The sequence below is a fragment of the Micromonospora sp. WMMD723 genome (assembly GCF_049863385.1).
GTDB lineage: Bacteria > Actinomycetota > Actinomycetes > Mycobacteriales > Micromonosporaceae > Micromonospora > Micromonospora wenchangensis.
The window spans coordinates 2,207,410-2,225,855 of sequence record NZ_JBMKNR010000001.1 but is presented as its reverse complement, the minus strand read 5'-3'; the positions used below and the strand labels follow the sequence as shown (position 1 = coordinate 2,225,855).

Here is an 18,446-nt window from a genome sequence, read left to right as displayed (position 1 = left end):
AACCAGAACCGGTCCGTCCCGAGAGGTGCACCTACCATGACTGACTTCGACCCGGCCAACTTCGCCAACTTCGGCCCGAAGGAGTTCGCCCAGTTGGTCAAGTCCACCCCGGACGACAAGATCGCCGAGGTGATGTCCGGCGACCTGCGCGGCAAGGTACTCAGCGAGGTCTTCAGCCGGATGCCGCAGATCTTCCGCGCCGACCGCGCCGGCACCACCAACGCGGTCATCCACTGGAACATCACCGGCCGCCCCGACGGTGGCGCCGACACCTACGAGATCGTCATCGAGAACGGCACCTGCACCGTCTCCGAGACCCCCACCCGCGACCCGAAGCTCAGCCTCACCATGGGCCCGGTCGAGTTCCTGAGGATCGTCTCCGGCGGGGCCAACCCGGTGATGATGTTCATGACCGGCAAGCTCAAGGCCAAGGGTGACCTGGGCCTGGCCGCCAACATCGCCAACCTGTTCGACATCCCCAAGGCCTGACGATGGCCGAGTTCTCGCTCGACCTGAACGAGGAACAGCGGGACCTGCGGGACTGGGTGCACGGCTTCGCCGCCGAGGTCGTGCGCCCGGCCGCCGCCGAGTGGGACGCCCGGGAGGAGACCCCCTGGCCGATCATCCAGGAGGCGGCGAAGATCGGCCTGTACGGCTTCGAGTTCCTCGCCACCTGCTGGGCCGACCCCACCGGGCTGTCCCTGCCGATCGCCAGCGAGGAGCTCTTCTGGGGCGACGCCGGCATCGGGCTGAGCATCTTCGGCAGCTCGCTCGCCGTCGCCGCCATCTACGGCACCGGCACCCCCGACCAGATGGTCGAATGGGTGCCGCAGTGCTTCGGCACCGTCGACGCCCCCGCCGTCGCCGCGTTCTGCACCACCGAACCGGAGGCCGGCTCCGACGTCTCGGCCATGCGTACCCGCGCCGTCTACGACGAGGCCGCCGACGAGTGGGTGCTACGCGGGCAGAAGGCGTACGCTACCAACGGCGGGATCGCCGGGGTGCACGTGGTCACCGCCTCCGTCGCGCCCGAGCTGGGTTCGCGCGGGCAGGCCGCGTTCGTCGTACCGCCGGGGACGGCCGGGCTGCACGCGACCCGGAAGCTCAAGAAACTGGGACTGCGCGCCTCGCACACCGCCGACGTCTTCCTCGACGACGTCCGGGTGCCCGGACGCTGTCTGCTCGGCGGCAAGGACGCGCTGGACGAGCGGTTGGCCCGCGCCCGGTCCGGGCAACGGGCCAGCGGCCAGGCCGCGATGCGCACCTTCGAACTGTCCCGGCCGACGGTCGGCGCGCAGGCGCTCGGCGTCGCCCGCGCCGCCTACGAGTACGCCCTCGACTACGCCAGGGACCGGGTCCAGTTCGGCCGGCCGATCATCGCCAACCAGGCCGTCGCGTTCGCCCTGGCCGACATGAAGATGGAGATCGACGCCGCCCGGCTGCTGGTCTGGCGGGCGGCCTGGATGGGCCGCAACAACCGGCCGTTCACCGCCGGCGAGGGCTCGATGTCCAAGCTCAAGGCGGGCGAGGTGGCCGTCGCGGTGACCGACCGGGCCGTGCAGCTCCTCGGCGGGGCCGGCTTCCTGCGCGACCACCCGGTCGAACGCTGGTACCGGGACTCCAAGATCTACACCATCTTCGAGGGCACCTCCGAGATCCAACGGCTGGTCATCTCCCGCGCCATCTCCGGCGTCCAGATCCGCTGACCGTCGCCACCGGTCGACCGCCCGGTCACCGCCCGTCCACCACGGGCGACGCCGACTGGGCGGTCGGCCGGCGACGACGCATGATCGGAAAGGAATCCCTGGTGGGGGCCCCGGCCGGCCCCACGTCGTACCCCGAAGGAGGTCGCCGGATGGACCTGCCGTTCATCGTGGCCACACTGACCAGGCGGGGACTGCTCACCCCCGGGCACCCCGTCCGGGTCGCCTCGCAACTCGCCGCGCTGCGCCAGTGGGGCTGGGGCATGGCCGGCGAACTGCGGCAGGCAGCCGCCCGCGACCCGGGCCGGGTCGCCGTCGTCGACGAGCACGGCCACGAACTCACCTACCGGGAACTGCTCGACCGGGCCGAACGGCTCGCCCGGTCGATGCGCAGCGTGCTCGGCGTACAGGCCGGGGACCGGGTCGGGCTGCTGTGCCGCAACCACCACGGGCTCATCGAGGGCATCGTCGCCGCCACCCTGCTCGGCGCCGACGCGGTGCTGGTCAACACCGGACTGTCCGCCGCGCAGCTCGCCACCGTCGCCGAGGAGCAACGGCTGCGGGTGCTGGTGCACGACACCGAGTTCGCCGAGCGGCTCCTCGGCGTCCCCGCCGAGGTGCACCGGGTCGACGAACCCGGCCTCGACGCCCTGATCGCCGCCGCGCTCCCCGCCGACCGGCTCTCCCCGCCCGCCCACGACGGCCGGACCATCGTGCTGACCTCCGGCACCACCGGCACCCCCAAGGGCGCCCGCCGGCCCGTCCCGAACGGCTTCGGCCCGCTGGTGTCCATCATCGACCGCATCCCGCTGCACACCCACGACACCGTGCTGATCGCCGCCCCGATCTTCCACACCTGGGGGTACGCGGCACTCCAGGTCGCCTTCGCGCTGCGCGCCACCATCGTGCTGCACCGCCGGTTCGACCCCGCCGCCACGCTGGACGCGCTCGTGGCGCACCGCTGCCAGGCGCTGTTCGCCGTACCGGTGATGGTGCAGCGTCTGCTCGACGTGCCGCCGCCGGACCCGCGACCGCCGCTGACGGTGGTCGCGGTCAGCGGCTCGGCGCTGCCCGGCGGCCTCACCACCCGGTTCATGGACACCTACGGCGACGTCCTCTACAACCTGTACGGCTCCACGGAGGTCTCCTGGGCCGCCATCGCCGGCCCCGCCGAGCTGCGCCAGGCCCCCACCACCGCCGGTCGCCCCCCGCACGGCACCCGCCTGGAGATCGTCGACGACGACGGGAAGCCGGTGCCGGCCGGGCGGGTCGGCCGGATCCTCGTCGGCAACGAGATGCTGTTCGAGGGTTACACCTCGGGGGCCCGCCGGGAGACCCACGACGGGCTGCTCGACACCGGTGACCTCGGCCGGGTCAACGCCGACGGACTGCTCTTCGTCGACGGCCGCGCCGACGACATGATCGTCTCCGGCGGGGAGAACGTGTTCCCGTCCGAGCTGGAGGACCTGCTCGCCCGGCTGCCGCAGGTCCGCGAGGCGGCCGTGCTCGGCGTGCCGGACCCGCAGTACGGGCAGCGGCTGGCCGCGTTCCTCGCCCTGCACCCCGGCGAGACCCTGGACCCGGAGGCGGTACGCGAGTACGTCAGGCGCTACCTGGCCCGGTTCTCCGTACCCCGGGACGTGGTCTTCGTGAAGTACCTGCCCCGCAACGCCACCGGCAAGGTGCTCACCCGGGAACTCCGCCGCTACTACGGCTGATCCTCCCCCCGGTGGTCCCCCGAGTCGACGATCGGGGTGCGGCGGGGGACTCTCCCCGATGTCGTCGCTCCCCGTCACCGGCAGGCTCGACGCCATGAAGATCATGAATCGACGGGCCGTGCTCGTCGCCACGACCCTCGGTGCCCTGCTCGCCGTCGCCGCCCCCGTGCCCGCTTCCGCCGCCGCTCCCGCCTCCGCCGGTGACCGGCGCGGGGCTGCCGGCTGCCGGCCCGGCACCCTCGACCCGACCCCCGTCGCGCAGGCGATAGCCGGGTTACCCGACGCCGACGCCACCAGCGCCCAGGTCCGGATCACCACGCCCGACGGCTGCTGGACCGGCGCCACCGGCGTACGGGACCTGCGCGGCCCGACCGGCGTACCGCCGCAGGCCCGGTTCCGGGTCGGCAGCGTCACCAAGGCGTTCACCGCCGCCATGGTGCTGCAACTCGTGGCCGAGGGCCGGATCGACCTCGACGCGACGGTGCAACGGCTCCTGCCCGGGCTGCTCCCCGCCGACTACCCGCCGGTCAGCGTCCGGCAACTGCTCGACCACACGAGCGGCCTGCCCAGCCCCCGCGTGCCGGACGACATCGAGTGGCAGCTCGCCCACCGGTACGACAGGTGGACCCCACGGCAACTGGTCCGGCTCGGGCTGGAGAACCCCCGCGAGTTCGACCCCGGCACGAGGCAGCACTACACCAACATGGGGTACATCGTCGCCGGGATGATCATCGAGAAGGTCACCGGCCACCCGTACGCGACGGAACTGGACAGGCGCATCGCCCGGCCGCTCGGCCTGAAGGACACGTACGCGCCGGGTGACGACCCGCGCCTCCGGGGTCCGCACGCCCACGGCTACCAGGCCGTCGTCCGCGACGGTCGGACCGAACTGGTCGACGTCACCACCTGGAGCCAGACCTTCACCCCGGCCGCCGGCAACGTCGTCTCCAGCCTGACCGACCTGGACACCTTCCTCACCGCGCTGTTCGCCGGTCGGATCGTGCCACCGGCCCAGCTCGACACGATGTTCACCCTGCCGGGCGTGCCGGACGTCGGCGGCGGGCCGGCCCGCTACAGCGCGGGGCTCACCGCGTTCCCGCTGCCCGACGGCGAAACCCTGTGGATCAAGACCGGTTCCCGGTACGGCTACCTCGCCGGGGTCGCCTCCACCAGGGACGGCCGGTTCCGGATGGAGTACTCGATCACCGGCACCGACGCCAAGGGCGAGAATCTCAGCGCCACCGCCCAACGGGTCATCGCCGCCGCCCTGTCCCTGCTCTGACCCGCCCTGCGCCAGCTCTGAGCCGCCTGTCCCTGCTCTGACCCGCCCTGTCCCCGCCCTGTCCCTGCTCTGACCGTGCGGCCCGACGGGCGGCACCCGGCCGGGCCGGCAGGGGTCAGTCGGGGACGGTGATCCGGCCGTCGATCGCGGTGGCGGCGATGTCGGTGCGGTGGTGCGAGCCGGCCAGCTCGATGCCGCGTACCAGGGCGTAGGCGGCGTCCCGGGCGGCGGTCAGGTCCGGGCCGGTGGCCGTACCGCAGAGGACCCGGCCGCCGGCGGAGAGCAACGCGCCGTCGGCGGCCCGGCGGACGGTGCCGGCGTGGATGACGCCCGGGTGGTCGGCGCCGGTGATCACGTCACCAGTACGTGGGGTCGCCGGGTAACCCTCGGCGGCCACCACCACCGTGACGGCCGCACCGTCCCGCCACCGCAGCGGCGGGTGCGCGGCCAGCGTGCCCGTCGCCGCGGCGTGCAGCAGGCCGCCGAGCGGGGTCTCCAGCAGCGCCAGCACGACCTGGGTCTCCGGGTCGCCGAAGCGGGCGTTGAACTCGATCACCCGGGGGCCGGCGGCGGTGAGCGCCAGCCCGACGTAGAGCAGCCCGGCGAACGGGGTGCCCCGGCGGCGCATCTCGGCGAGCGTCGGGTGGACCACGTCGGCCAGCACCTCGTCGACCAGGCCCGGCGGTGCCCACGGCAGTGGCGCGTAGGCCCCCATGCCGCCGGTGTTCGGGCCGGTGTCGCCGTCGCCGGCCCGCTTGAAGTCCTGCGCCGGCAGCAGCGGCAGGGCCGCCTCACCGTCGGTCACCACGAACAGGGAGACCTCGGGGCCGGAAAGATACTCCTCGATCACCACCCGACCGCACTCCTGCGCGTGCCGCAGCGCGACGTCCCGGTCGTCGGTGACCACCACGCCCTTGCCGGCGGCCAGCCCGTCGTTCTTCACCACGTACGGCGTGCCGAACTCGTCGAGCGCCCGCCCGACGCTCTCCGCGTCCGTGCAGGTGTACGCGCGGGCGGTCGGCACCCCGGCCGCCGTCATGACCTCCTTGGCGAAGGTCTTGGAGCCCTCCAGCCGGGCCGCCGCGGCCGACGGGCCGAACACGGGGACGCCCTTGGCGCGTACCGCGTCGGCGACCCCCGCGACCAGCGGGGCCTCCGGCCCGATCACCACCAGGTCGGCACCGACCTCCACCGCCAACCCGGCCACCGCGGCGGGATCGGACGGATCGACCTGCCGCAGCTCCGCCACACCCGCGATCCCCGGGTTACCGGGTGCCGCGAACAGGGCCTCGACCGCCGGGTCCTCGACCAACCCGAGCGCGAGCGCATGCTCCCGCCCGCCACCACCCAGAAGAAGTACGCGCACGGCGACGAATCCTACCCACCACCCCCACCCTCCCCTCCCCCCTGCCCCACACCCGCCTCCCCCGCCCCGCCCCCGCCTCTCCCGCCCCCGCCCCGGCTTTCCCCGGTGATCAAGAGGTTTGCGTCACGTTGAAGATCGACTTTGACGCGAACCTCTTGGTCAACTGACGCAAAGCTCTTGATCACCGAGCGAGGGGGCGAGGAGAGGGGAAGCCTGGGGCAGGCCGGGCGCGATGCTCGACGAGCTAGGGGCGGGAGCGGGTGAGGGCCATGGCCTGGCGGACGGTGTGCGGGATGTAGTCCGGGCGCAGCGCGTCGGACCAGGTGAACCGGAGCACCCGCCAACCGGCGTTGACCAGGCGGTTCTGCCGGCGACGGTCGGCGAACAGGGCCTCCGGGGTGCCGTGCGGGCCCGCCCCGTCGGCCTCGGCGATCAACCGCGCCGCCCGCCATCCGAGGTCACCGATACCGAGCAGGTGACCGTCTCCGTCCCGGACCTCCTGTTGCAGCACGTCGGGTGGGACTCCGCCGTCGACGCAGCGCAGCCGCGACCACGTTTCCAGCGGTGACTGGGCGCGACCGTCCACCTCGGCGAGGTGCCTGCGGGCCGCCGGGGCACCCCGACGGCCCCGGACGAGCGTCGGCGCGGTGGTCAGGTCCTCCGGGGTGACGAGCCCCCGGTTCAGGGCCGAGTCGAGCACGGACACCGCCGGGTACCGGTCGAGCCGGAGAATCATATCCGTCACCGTGCGCAACGGCGAGGTCGTGGGAACGCCGGCTACGTCGACGACGTCGCCCGGGGCCACGGTGAACTGGTGGACGACCAGCATGGGGTCGGTGTGCCGTTGCGGCCGGGGCCGGTCCACCGGCACCGACACGTGGACGGCGGGTCGGCGTGGCCCGGCGATGTCGTGCAGCGCGAGGGCGCTGTCGAGGACGGCGAAGGCTCCGGGGCCGAGGCTCGTCACCGCCGCCCGGATGCGGGCCCGCGGGGCGTCCGTGTCCGGTGGCGGCCCGACGGGGGCGTAGCAACCACGGGACAGCCGCCTCCACCGCCCGGAGCGGCAGAGTTGCCGGACATGGTGCCGGGTCAACCCGGCCGCGAGGGCCTGCGACATGGTGACCATGCCGTCCTGCCCGAGGGCGATCCGACGGAGAATTTCGAGCGGCATCACCCCGCCACCCTCACGCCCCGCCCACCCCCACTTCCACCCCTGTGGATAACCCTGTGGACAACCCTCGGGTTTCCACAGGTGATCAAGAGGTTTGCGTCATCGGAGGGCGAATCCGTGACGCAAACCTCTTGATCACCGGGGCACAGCGGGGGGCACAGCGGGGCCGCGCACAGCGCGGGGAGGGGAGGCGGGGGTCAGGGGAGGAGGGGGTGGCGGACGACGTTCTCCTCGCGGCCGGGGCCCACGCCCACCACGCTGACCCGGGTGCCGGTGATCTCCTCGATGCGGGCGATGTAGCGGCGGGCATTCTCCGGCAGCTCGTCCTCGGTGCGCGCCTTGCTGATGTCCTCCCACCAACCGTCGTGCTCTTCGTAGATCGGGGTGGCGTGGTGGAAGTCGGTCTGCGTCATCGGCATGTCGTCGAAGCGCTCGCCGTTGATCTCGTACCCGACGCAGAGCGGGACCTTGGGCAGGCCGGTGAGCACATCCAGCTTCGTGACGACCAGGTCGGTGACACCGTTGAGGCGGCACGCGTACCGGGCCACGACGGCGTCGAACCAGCCGCACCGACGTTCCCGGCCGGTGGTCGTGCCGTACTCGTGGCCGACCTTGCGCAGGTGCTGGCCGTTGTCGTCGAACAGCTCGGTCGGGAACGGGCCCGACCCCACCCGCGTGGTGTACGCCTTGCTCACCGCGATCACCCTGGTGATCGCCGTGGGCGGGATGCCGGCACCCACGCACGCCCCACCGGCCGTCGGGTTCGACGAGGTCACGAAGGGGTAGGTGCCGTGGTCCATGTCGAGCATCGTGGCCTGGGCACCCTCCAGCAGCACCGTCTCGCCCCGGTCCAGGGCGTCCCAGAGCATCACCCGGGTCTCGGCGATGTACGGCCGCAGCCGCTCGGCGTAGCGCAGGTACTCCTCGACGGTCTCGTCGACGTCGATCGCCTTGCGGTTGTAGACCTTGAACAGCAGCTGGTTCTTCTCGCGCAGCGCGAGTTCCAGCTTCTTGCGCAGGATGCCCGGGTCGAGCAGGTCCTGGAGCCGGATGCCCATCCGGGCGACCTTGTCGCCGTACGCCGGGCCGATGCCGCGCCCGGTGGTGCCGATCCGGGCCGAGCCGAGGTAGCGCTCCACCACCCGGTCCAGCGCGCGGTGGTGCGGCATGATCAGGTGCGCGTCGCCGGAGATCCGCAGCCGGGACACGTCCACCCCCCGCTCGGCGAGCCCGTCGATCTCGGCGAGCAGCACCTTCGGGTCGACCACCACCCCGTTGCCGATGACGATCATCGCGCTCGGGGAGAGCGCGCCTGACGGCATCAGGTGCAGCGCGTACTTCTGCCCGTCCGGCGTGATCACCGTGTGGCCGGCGTTGTTGCCGCCGGAGTAGCGCACGACGTAGTCGACCCGCTCACCCAGCAGGTCGGTAACCTTGCCCTTGCCCTCGTCGCCCCACTGAGCGCCGATGAGCACGATCGCTGGCATCTTGTCCGCCTCCAGAAGGCTCGGGTGCCAGGTGGCGACCGGTTGGCGAGCCCGGGGTGTCAGGCTAACAAGTACAAACGGCGTGGCCGGCAGGGGTTCACGTCGCGAGGCAGGAGGCCCGGAGTGTACGACGTGGTGCTGCTCACCCTCGGCTCCGAGCGGGACGCTCCCGGTGGGGGCTGCGGCAGCGGCGACGCCTGCTGCGGCGGTGCTCCCGAGGCCACCGGGAAACCGGCCGCGCCGCCGGACAGGGAGCGCTGCGAGACGCCGCGCGTACCGGTGCTGGCCTGCGCGGACGCGCTGACCGCGCGGGGTGCCCGGGTGGAGACCGTCGTCGCCCGTTCCGACGCCGAGGTCGACGAGGTGCTGGCCCGGCTGGACGCCCCGGCCCGCCCCGACGGCCTCGCCTGGCCCGACCCGGACAGCAAGACCAGGCTGGTCGTCGCCGTCGCCAGCGACGCCCAGTTGCGCGCCGTCGTGCGTCGGCTCGTCCGCCGGTACGCCCCACCGCCCAGCCGCCGTCCCGCCGAGCTGGCCGGCGACCGTACGGTGCCCGACCTGCCGCCGATCGGCGTACTCCCGCTCGATCCGGCCCGGGGTGGCCCGCACCGGGACCTGGCCGCGCAGCTCGGCCTGCCCCGGGACCCGGCGGCGGTGGCGGCGGCCGTGCTCGACGGCGGGGTACGCCGGCTCGACCTGCTGCGCAACGACGGCGGTTCGGTGACCCTGGACGGGGCGCTGCTCGGTGCCGCCGACGAGGCGGGCCGGCCGCTGCACTGGCGGGGTCGGGTGGAGGTGGACGACGCGGTGCTCTCCGACGGCGCGGACCCGATCCTGGCCTGCGCGATCGGCAACGCCGGCGGTTACGCCACCCTCGACTCGCTGCCGCTGCTCACCGCCGGCGACCCGGCCGACGGTCGGGTGGAGGTCGCGGTGGCCGTTCCCGTGCCGACCCGCCCGACGTTGGGTAGGAAGAAGAAGATCCGGTACGAGGTCCGGCGGGCCCGGGGCCGGGCGGTGGCGGTGATCCCCCGGGACGAGCGGGTGCCCTTCCTCGACGACGGGGTCGAGGGTGAGCTGAGTCGCAAGCGGTCCTGGTGGACCGAGCCCGGAGCCTGGGCGGTCTTCACCGGCTGACCGTTCCCCGCGTCCGTCACCCGGCGTAACGGGAACGGGACGGCCTATCCTCGGCGGGAGGAGTGGGGAGGATCCGTGGTGGACGACAACGCCGACCGGGCCGGACAGCCCGGCCAGCAGCCGGGGCCGGAGCGGGACATCGAACCTCTCTGGCCGCCCGACCCCCCGGTGCCGCACTGGGCCGCCGAGCCCACGCCGGTCTACCCGCCGACGGCGTACCCGTCACTGGCGGCGGAGGTCGCGCCCCTGCCGACCGACGGCGGCTGGACCCCGCCCGGGGACGGTTGGGTGCCCGACCTGCCCGAGCCGACCCCGTCGACCCAAACTCCCCCTCGGTACGACGACTCCCCGAGGTACGACGATTCCCCCGGCTACGACCCCCCTCCCGGCTACGACCCTCCCGGGTACGCCGCCCCGGCGGATCGTGGCGGTGCGGGCCGGACGACCGCACCGGCCGGTGGGACGGGTCCGGGCCGGACCGGGCGGGTGGATCTCGACCTGCCCTTCACGTTGGACCCGTCGCTCGCCGGTCCCCCGGCACCGCCGGCCCCCGCCGCTACGCCGCCCGGACCTTCCACGGCTGCTGCGCCGGCCGGGCCCGGGCCGCTGACTCCGGCCGCCCCGCCCGCCGGGCCAGGACCGTCGATGTCGGCTGCTGCGACGCCCCCGCCGAACAGTCCGTCCCGTCCCGCCCCACCAACCCCTCCGCGCAACGGGAGCGTCGTGGCCCACGGAGATGACCCGACCGAGTTGAATCCTGGAAGGTTCGGGCCCCCGGCGGGGCCGAAATCCTCCAAGATCCAGGAGGCCGACCCGGCGGTCGTGGCGGCGGTGCCGGCACAGTTCACGGGGCGGGGCGAGTCACCCTGGGCGTTGCCGCCCCAGCGGCTCTCCACCGGGACCGACGAGCCCGACCGGATCACCGGTCCGGCCACCGCACCGGTACGCGGGGCCGACCACCCAGCGGCAGCGACACCTGGATCCGGCGGGCGGGAGCAGGTGCCAGGTGGGCCGACGCACCTGCCCGGCGGGGCGACCCACGCGTCAGCCGGGCCGACGCACCTGCGCGGTGGACAGCACGAGCCCGTGGGCCGCGTCGCCGTCGGGCCGCAGCCGTCCCCGGAGGATCCGACCGCAGCCGACGGCACGCCCCACCCGGCACCCGTCGGACCACCGCCGCCCCCTCCGGCCACCGCCGGCCCCGGCGTCCCCGAACAGTTCCGAGCCGGGGACACCGGTCCGGACCGACCGGAACCGACGGCACCGGGCCGGCCGGAGCCGACCGCAGCGGGACCGGACGGCCCTGGTTTCGATCCGCCCGGAACCAGGTCGGCAGTTCCCGGCCCGCTCCGACCGGAGTCGACGGACCCTGGCGGCCCCGGGCTGCCCACCCAGCCGGCATCCGGCCTGTCCCGACCCGAGCCGCCGGCAGTCGCCCTCCCACTGCCTGAACAGTCGGTACCCGGTCTGTCCCGGCCCGAGCCGCCGGCGCCTGACCTGTCGCTGCCCGAGCCGTGGGAACCCGGCCTGGCGCTGCCCGAACAGCCGGTCCACGGGTACCCGGCACCGGGACAGCAACCCGGACCCGGCCAGCCGGTGCCCGGACCGCCGCAGGCAACGGGGCAACAGACCGCACCGCAGCAGGCAGGAGGACAGCAGACCGGACCGCAGCAGGCGACGGGTCAGCCGGTTCCGGGGCCGCAAGCGGCAGCGGTACCACCCGCGCCGGGACAGCAGGTGACCGGCGGGTGGTACCGGCCGTCCTGGCCGGAGCCGTCGGCCCCCGGCGGGACGCCTCCGACGCCGACGCCCGCGCCGGTCTATCCCGATCCGCTCGCCCCGGCCGGCTACCCCGAGATGGGATGGTCACCGGAGAGCGGGATCGCGCCGACCGCCGAGGACTTCGCCCGCCGCCGGCAGATCCGGCCGGCCGAGCCGATCGCCACGATGGGCGTCCGGGCCATGGTCAACAGGATCGGCCTGGTGAAGCTCCCTCCGGGGCAGCACGAGCAGGAGGTGAAGCGGGACATCGAGATGGTGCGCCGCAACTTCGGCGGGCTGCGCCAGGTGACCGTGGTCAATCCCAAGGGCGGGGCCGGCAAGACGGTGGCCATCCTGCTGCTCGCGATGACCTTCGGGCAGAAGCGCGGGGGTTACGTGCTGGCCTGGGACAACAACGAGACCCAGGGCACCCTGGGGATGCGGGCGCAGCAGGACTTCCACTCCCGTACGGTGCGCGACATGCTGCGGGACCTCGGGCAGTTCCAGGGGCCGCACGGCCGGATCGGCGACCTGTCGCAGTACGTCCGCTCGCAGGGCGAGGGGATGTTCGACGTGCTCGCCTCGGACGAGTCGGCCACCGGGGGCGAGATGCTGACGGCGGCGGCGTTCGCCGAGATCCGCGAGGTGGTGAGCCGGTTCTACAAGTTGATCTTCGTGGATACCGGGAACAACGTCCGGGCGCAGAACTGGCAGGCCGCGATGGACGCCACCGACCAGTTGGTGGTCACCATGTCGGCCCGTAACGACTCGGCGGAGACGGCCGCCCGGATGCTCGACCACCTGGAACAGAGCGGCCGGCACCGGCTCGTCCGGCAGGCGGTGACGGTGGTGTCGATGCCCCCGTCACGCAAGGAGATCGACCTGCCGGCCATCCAGGAGCACTTCGCCGCCCGGACGAGGGCGGTGCTGCTCGCGCCGTACGAGCGGCTGATCGACACCGGCGAGCCGATCCGGTACGGCGGGCTCTCCTCGGCCACCCGGGACGCCTGGCTGAAGATCGCGGCGGCGGTGGCCGAGGGCCTCTGACCCCGGTCGGCCGGTCCGCCCCGACGACCGTCGGGGCGGACCGGGGACGGGCCGGTCAGGCGCTGGCGAGGGCGTCCCCGGCGGCCGGGTCGCAGTCGCGGAGGAACTGGGCACACCTGGCGGCCTCGTCCGCCTCGCCGATCTCCCCGGCGGCCCGGGACAGGACGTAGAGGCAGCGCAGGAAACCCCGGTTCGGGGTGTGCGACCAGGGCACCGGGCCGTGCCCCTTCCAGCCGCTGCGCCGCAACTGGTCCAGGCCCCGGTGGTAGCCGGTGCGGGCGTACGCGTACGCCGCGACCACCTGGCCGCCGTCCAGGGCCCGGGTGGCCAGCGCCGCCCAGGCCGCGCTGTGCGTCGGGAAGCGGGCCGCGACCTCGGCGTACGCCTCGTCGGTGCCCTGCTCTGCGGCAGCGGCCAGCGCGGCGTCCGCCTCGTCGTGCGCGGGCAGGAGGGTGGCCGGAGGCTCAGGCAACAGGTTCTGCATCGCCCCATTCAACCCGCTTCGCCCTGCGCGGCGCGAGGGGGTCGGGTGGGTACGCTGGCTGAACGGTGGAGGTCTACGTCACGTCGGGGACCCCACCTGGTGAACCCTCGGCCCCGTCGGGTGAACCCTCGGCCGACCGTACCGGCCCTGCGGCCCATGCCACCCGAAGATATTTTCCACTACAACTATTGGTCCGGAGCCTCCCCAGGACCCGGTTACGCAGGAGCCCGGCGACCTCGGTCGCCGGGCTCCTGTCGTCGGTACCCCTGCCCCGGTGCGCGGTGGCGGGGTGGGGGCAGGATGGCGGGGTGCCCACCCCACCTCCGGCGGACGTCATCGCGCCGCACGACACCAGTCATGACGAGATCGAGACCCGTGCCGAGTTCGACAGGCACCTGGCCGCCGACAGCCTCGCCGGGCTGACCGTGCAGGGTCTCCGCCTCGACCTCGACCCGGTCCCCGACCTGACCGCCGCCGACGTGACCGGCACCCTCTTCGTCGGCTGCCGGTTCGCCGGCCGGGAGGTCGGCGCGGACCTGGTCCGGCGCGGCGCGAACGTGGTACCGCCCTTCTCCGGCCTGCCGTACCCGACCCAGCCGGCCCACCTCTACACCCCGACCGACCTGGCCGAGGGGTTCGCCACCGCCGGGTTCGCCGGAATGTACGACACCCGGGTCTACGACCACTTCCGCGCCCACGGTGGCGCGCTGCCGGACGTGAAGGAGGCGCTCGGCCAGCGGTTGCACGACCACGGCGTGGACAACGCCCTGGCCGACGCGACCCGGACCTGGCTCGCCACCCACGGGCCGCAGTCGGTGGTGGGGGTGATGGGCGGGCACGCGGTCCAGCGCGGCAGTGTGCCGTACCGGATGGCGGCGGTGCTGGGCTGGGAGTTGGCGCGGGCCGACCGGCTGGTGGTGACCGGCGGCGGCCCCGGGGTGATGGAGGCGGCCAACCTGGGCGCGTTCCTGTCGGCCTGGCCGGCGCAGGAGCTGAGCACGGCGATCGACCTGCTGGCGGTGGCCCCCGACTTCACCGACCACGACCGCTACACGGCCGCCGCGCTGGCCGTGCGGGACCGCTACGCGGCGACCGTGCCGCAGCAGCGCGGTCCCGGGGTGGACTGGGCCCGTTCCGGCGGGCTGGCCATCCCCACCTGGCTGTACGGGCACGAACCGGCGAACCTGTTCGCCGGGCGGATCGCCAAGTACTTCTCCAACGCCATCCGGGAGGACACCATCCTGCGGCTGGCCCGGGGCGGGATCGTCTTCGCGCCCGGCCGGGCCGGCACCGTGCAGGAGGTGTTCCAGGCGGCCACGAAGACGTACTACGGCACGGACGGGGCGAGCGGGGCGTACGTCTTCCTCGACCAGGCGTACTGGACCCGGGAGCTGCCGATCGAGTCGTTGCTGCGGCCGTTGTTCGCCGGGTCGCCCTTCGGTGACCTGTCCGGCAGCATCCACCTCACCGACGACGTACGGGAGGCCGTCCGGGTGCTCACCGCGACCGCCTGACGGCCCGGCCCGGCCGGGCGGGACGGGCGGGACCCGAGACGGCGACGGCCGGCACCCCGGGTGGGGAGCCGGCCGTCGCCGGGGTACGTCAGGGTCACTTCATCCGGGTGCCGGTGGAGCGCAGGTGCTCGCACGCCTCGACGACCCGGGCGGCGAGACCGGCCTCGGCCAGCTTGCCCCAGGTACGCGGGTCGTACTGCTTCTTGTTGCCGACCTCGCCGTCGATCTTGAGTACGCCGTCGTAGTTGCGGAACATGTGGTCCGCGACGGGCCGGGTGAAGGCGTACTGGGTGTCGGTGTCGATGTTCATCTTCACCACGCCGTAGTCGAGCGCCTCCCGGATCTCCTCCAGCAGCGAGCCGGAGCCGCCGTGGAAGACCAGGCTGAGCGGCTTGTCCTTGCCGTACTTGGCGCCGACCGCCTCCTGGATCTGGTTGAGGATCTCCGGCCGGAGCTTGACGTTGCCCGGCTTGTAGACGCCGTGCACGTTGCCGAAGGTCAGCGCCGCCATGTAGCGGCCCTTCTCGCCCAGGCCCAGCGCCTCGACCATGGCCAGGCCGTCCTCGACGGTGGTGTAGAGCTTGTCGTTGATGGCGTTCTCGACGCCGTCCTCCTCGCCACCGACGACGCCGACCTCGATCTCCAGGACGATCTTGCCCTTGGCGGCCTCGTCGAGGAGCTGGGCGGCGATCTCCAGGTTCTCCGCCACCGGCACTGCCGAGCCGTCCCACATGTGCGACTGGAACAGCGGCTCCTGGCCGCCCTTCACCCGCTCCTGGGAGATGGCCATCAGCGGCCGGACGAACCCGTCCAGCTTGTCCTTCGGGCAGTGGTCGGTGTGCAGCGCGATGTTGACCGGGTACTTCTTGGCCACCTCGTGCGCGTACGCGGCGAACGCCACCGCGCCGGTCACCATGTCCTTGACCGACGGACCGGACAGGTACTCCGCGCCACCGGTGGAGACCTGGATGATGCCGTCGCTCTCCGCGTCGGCGAAGCCCTTCAGCGCCGCGTTCAGGGTCTGCGACGAGGTCACGTTGATCGCGGGGTACGCGTACCGGCCGGCCTTGGCCCGGTCCAGCATCTCCGCGTAAGCCTCGGGGGAAGCGATGGGCATGTGAAACGCTCCTTACTTACCGCTCTCGGCCGCGCTGGCCGCTGTCTTCCATCGGTGCGCCGGACCGCGCTGTCCACCGTCGGCAGTATCCCGTAGGAGGCGTCGGCGGACACAACCGCCCCGGTGACCGTCCACCGCCCGGCCTCACCGGGCCTCCCGGCCGTCCGGCACGGCGACGCTGATCAGCCAGGTCACCACGGCCATCACGATGGCCCCCCAGAAGGCCGGCCAGAAACCGTCCACCCGGAACGACAGGTCGACCGCGCGCGCGATCCGGTCGGTCAGCAGGAACAGCAGGGCGTTCACCACCAGCGCGAACAGCCCGAGGGTGAGCAGGTAGAACACGCAACCGACCACCTTGATCACCGGTTTGAGCACCGCGTTGACCACGCCGAAGATCAGCGCCACCAGCAGCAGGGTGAGCGCGGTGTTCGCGCCGTTGCGCCCGGAGACGTCGACCCCGGGCACGATCAGCGTGGTGACCCACAGCGCGATCGCCGTGATCACCAACCGGATCAGGAAACCCACCGGTCCATCCTGACACCGCCCGGCGTCGCCGGTGGGACGTTCCCGCGTTCCCGCGCCCACCGGGCGACCTCCGCCACCAGCCCGTACGGTGGGGTGGACAGGCCGCCGCAACCAGGGAGGGACGATGGGTCAGCCCGACGAGGACTTCACCCCGAGCGACCACCTCGACCCGCAGGAACGCGACCTGGAGGCCGAGCCGGCCGACGCGGTCGAGCAGGCCGCCGTGGTCGGCCCGGACGAGACCGACGCCGAGCCGCACCGGGGCCTGGAGGTCGCCGACTGGGACGCCATGGAGCAGGCCCGGGTGGTCACCGCCGACGAGGACGACTACCGCTGACGGTGCGGGACGGCCGACGACGCCCCGGCGCGGCGGGACGACGCGGAACGCGGCCACCGTGAGAGGCTGACCACGTTCCGTCACCCGCCGGAAGGCAGCCCTCATGTTTCGGCACCACCTGCGGCGCTGGTTCGCCTCATTCGTCGTCGTCGGCGCGTTCTTCGGCACCGCCGCCGGACCCGCCGTGGCCGCTGGCGCGTTCGTCCCCACCGCCGCCGTGCCGGCCGCAGCCGGGGCGGTGAAGATCGAATCGCGGGACCTGCTGGTCGCGCCCGGGCACAGCACCTCGGGCCAGGTGCGCATCGACATCCCTCACATCGCCGAGGGCGAGCCATTCCACCTCGACATGGACCTGTCCGAGCTGGACAGGGTCGGCCGCCTCACCACCTCGGGCGACGGCTGGAGTTGCGCCCAACCCGCCAGGCACCTGAGCTGCACCGCCAGAAGAGGCAAGGCGGCCATGTCGAACGAGTTCCCCACCCTGTTCTTCCAGATCGACGCCCGGTCCGACGCGTCGTTGGACACCCGGGTCGAGCTTCGCTTCGACGTGACGTCGTCCGCGGCCAGCGGCACCCGGACCACCACGGTGACCGTCGTCGAGGGAGTCGACCTCCAGACCACGCCGAAGGCGGAGCTGAGCGTCGAGCCCGGCGACCTGCTCGACGTCACCGGCACCGTGCGCAACGCCGGCCCCGGACCCGAACGCGGTGTCGTGCTCACCATGGACCCGGACTGGCTGTTGACGTACCGCGACAACTTCCGCAACTGCCGGTGGAGGGAGGGCACCCCGCTCGTCTGCCACTTCGACACGGAACTCGAACCGGGGGTCACCTACCGCCTCTCGGATCCGCTGCCGTTGCGGGTGAACAGGATCGCCCGCAGCGGCCTGGTGCTGACCAACCGGCTCCAGTGGTGGACCACCGACGACTGGGCGCTGGTCGAGAAGGATCCGACCGCACCGAAACCGCCCGACACTCCCGGCAACGGCATCGAGCTGCGCCTGGTCGCCCAACCGTCCGCGGCGCGGACCGATCCGGCCGTCCGGAACAGCTGGACCGACGTCCGGGTGACCATCACCGGCGACCGGACGGCGGACGCCGCCGCCGTGGGTGACGAGGCCCGGGTGCGGGTCGGTGACCGGGTGAAGATGACGATCGGCTTCCGCAACCTGGGGCCGACGGCCGTGGAGACGTGGCGGGAACAACCCCTGGTGCAGGTCGACATCCCGGACGGCCTGACGGTGGTCGACATCGTCTGGAACTGCTACCCGGTCACCGATGGGAAGTGGAACGGTGGCGACATAGGCGAGCCCGGTGCCCGGTCCTACGGGTGCGGTGGTCCCGGAGACCTCGCCAGCCCCGGGGAGACCTTCTCGTACGAATTGACGCTGCGCGTCGACCGGCTGACCCGACGGACCGCCGGGGCGGTGACCACCGCCCTCGACGGTGACACCGATCACCGCAACGACCGGGCGGAGATCGTGTTCCTGCCGGCCGCCGACGGCACCGGTGGTGGGGAACCGGACGGGGACGGTTCACTGCCGATCACCGGCAGCGCCGCCGCATCTCTCGCCGCACTGGGTGGAGGGCTGCTCGTTGCCGGCCTCGGCGGCTACCTGGTGGCCCGCCGGCACAGGACCCGCTTCGTCGCCTGATCCTCCTCCACCATCCGAGTCCCGTCGGCGGCCCGGGCGGCGGGTCGCTGCAACCGTCCACGGGCTCGACCCGGCCGTTGTGCCTGTTCAGCCGGCCCGTTCGGCCCATCTCTCGACCTGCGCGGCATCACGGGCAACAC

The 18,446-nt window shown here is 73.1% G+C and carries 14 protein-coding genes and 1 pseudogene; 9 read left to right on the top strand and 6 right to left on the bottom strand.

Going from position 1 to position 18,446, the window contains the following annotated elements; all coding sequences use genetic code 11:
- Positions 1-36: 36 nt before the first annotated feature.
- The 4 genes from ACN261_RS10050 (at position 37) to ACN261_RS10035 (ending at position 4,703) form a co-directional block, all read left to right on the top strand.
- Positions 37-489, top strand: a complete 453-nt coding sequence (locus tag ACN261_RS10050) for an SCP2 sterol-binding domain-containing protein (RefSeq protein WP_421484962.1) — start codon at positions 37-39, stop codon at positions 487-489.
- A 2-nt stretch (positions 490-491) separates the two neighbouring features.
- Positions 492-1,706: an acyl-CoA dehydrogenase family protein gene (locus tag ACN261_RS10045; RefSeq protein ID WP_425849657.1), complete on the top strand. Its 1,215-nt coding sequence runs from the start codon at positions 492-494 to the stop codon at positions 1,704-1,706.
- A gap of 149 nt (positions 1,707-1,855) precedes the next feature.
- Positions 1,856-3,421 (top strand): AMP-binding protein, encoded by a 1,566-nt coding sequence (locus ACN261_RS10040; RefSeq protein ID WP_421484960.1) that lies wholly within the window; start codon positions 1,856-1,858, stop codon positions 3,419-3,421.
- 58 nt (positions 3,422-3,479) lie between these two features.
- Complete coding sequence (locus ACN261_RS10035; protein ID WP_421484959.1) at positions 3,480-4,703, top strand: serine hydrolase domain-containing protein; 1,224 nt, start codon at positions 3,480-3,482, stop codon at positions 4,701-4,703.
- Positions 4,704-4,818: 115 nt separating this feature from the next.
- On the opposite strand, the gene purD is transcribed toward ACN261_RS10035, so the two are convergent.
- From purD to ACN261_RS10020, 3 genes are all read right to left on the bottom strand, one after another.
- A complete protein-coding gene (gene purD / locus ACN261_RS10030; protein ID WP_421484958.1) occupies positions 4,819-6,069 on the bottom strand; it encodes a phosphoribosylamine--glycine ligase in 1,251 nt (416 codons plus the stop codon).
- A gap of 244 nt (positions 6,070-6,313) precedes the next feature.
- Positions 6,314-7,240 (bottom strand): type IV toxin-antitoxin system AbiEi family antitoxin domain-containing protein, encoded by a 927-nt coding sequence (locus tag ACN261_RS10025; RefSeq protein WP_425849653.1) that lies wholly within the window; start codon positions 7,238-7,240, stop codon positions 6,314-6,316.
- A gap of 197 nt (positions 7,241-7,437) precedes the next feature.
- The gene (locus ACN261_RS10020; RefSeq protein WP_421484956.1) at positions 7,438-8,727 is read right to left on the bottom strand and encodes an adenylosuccinate synthase; all 1,290 of its coding nucleotides are present in this window, start codon (positions 8,725-8,727) and stop codon (positions 7,438-7,440) included.
- A 123-nt stretch (positions 8,728-8,850) separates the two neighbouring features.
- Between ACN261_RS10020 and ACN261_RS10015 the strand changes: the two genes are divergently transcribed.
- Positions 8,851-9,864, top strand: coding sequence for a hypothetical protein (locus ACN261_RS10015; protein WP_425849651.1), 1,014 nt, complete (start codon positions 8,851-8,853; stop codon positions 9,862-9,864).
- 1,425 nt (positions 9,865-11,289) lie between these two features.
- Positions 11,290-12,672: pseudogene (locus ACN261_RS10010) on the top strand (MinD/ParA family ATP-binding protein); the annotation flags it as partial.
- A 55-nt stretch (positions 12,673-12,727) separates the two neighbouring features.
- Here the strand turns inward: ACN261_RS10010 and ACN261_RS10005 are convergent.
- A complete protein-coding gene (locus tag ACN261_RS10005; protein WP_421484954.1) occupies positions 12,728-13,156 on the bottom strand; it encodes a DUF3151 domain-containing protein in 429 nt (142 codons plus the stop codon).
- Between the two features lie 308 nt (positions 13,157-13,464).
- Here ACN261_RS10005 and ACN261_RS10000 point away from each other — a divergent pair, with 308 nt between their 5' ends.
- Positions 13,465-14,670, top strand: coding sequence for an LOG family protein (locus tag ACN261_RS10000; protein ID WP_425849648.1), 1,206 nt, complete (start codon positions 13,465-13,467; stop codon positions 14,668-14,670).
- Between the two features lie 94 nt (positions 14,671-14,764).
- Here the strand turns inward: ACN261_RS10000 and fbaA are convergent, their stop codons facing one another.
- Together fbaA and ACN261_RS09990 are read right to left on the bottom strand one after the other, a co-directional pair.
- Positions 14,765-15,787 carry a class II fructose-bisphosphate aldolase gene (gene fbaA, locus ACN261_RS09995; protein WP_088641929.1) on the bottom strand — a complete coding sequence of 341 codons (1,023 nt, stop codon included), beginning with the start codon at positions 15,785-15,787 and terminating at the stop codon, positions 14,765-14,767.
- A gap of 144 nt (positions 15,788-15,931) precedes the next feature.
- Positions 15,932-16,315, bottom strand: a complete 384-nt coding sequence (locus tag ACN261_RS09990; RefSeq protein WP_421484952.1) for a phage holin family protein — start codon at positions 16,313-16,315, stop codon at positions 15,932-15,934.
- A 124-nt stretch (positions 16,316-16,439) separates the two neighbouring features.
- Between ACN261_RS09990 and ACN261_RS09985 the strand changes: the two genes are divergently transcribed.
- The gene (locus ACN261_RS09985) at positions 16,440-16,652 is read left to right on the top strand and encodes a hypothetical protein (protein WP_421484951.1); all 213 of its coding nucleotides are present in this window, start codon (positions 16,440-16,442) and stop codon (positions 16,650-16,652) included.
- Between the two features lie 103 nt (positions 16,653-16,755).
- Positions 16,756-18,306: an LPXTG cell wall anchor domain-containing protein gene (locus ACN261_RS09980; RefSeq protein WP_425849645.1), complete on the top strand. Its 1,551-nt coding sequence runs from the start codon at positions 16,756-16,758 to the stop codon at positions 18,304-18,306.
- Positions 18,307-18,446: the final 140 nt, after the last annotated feature.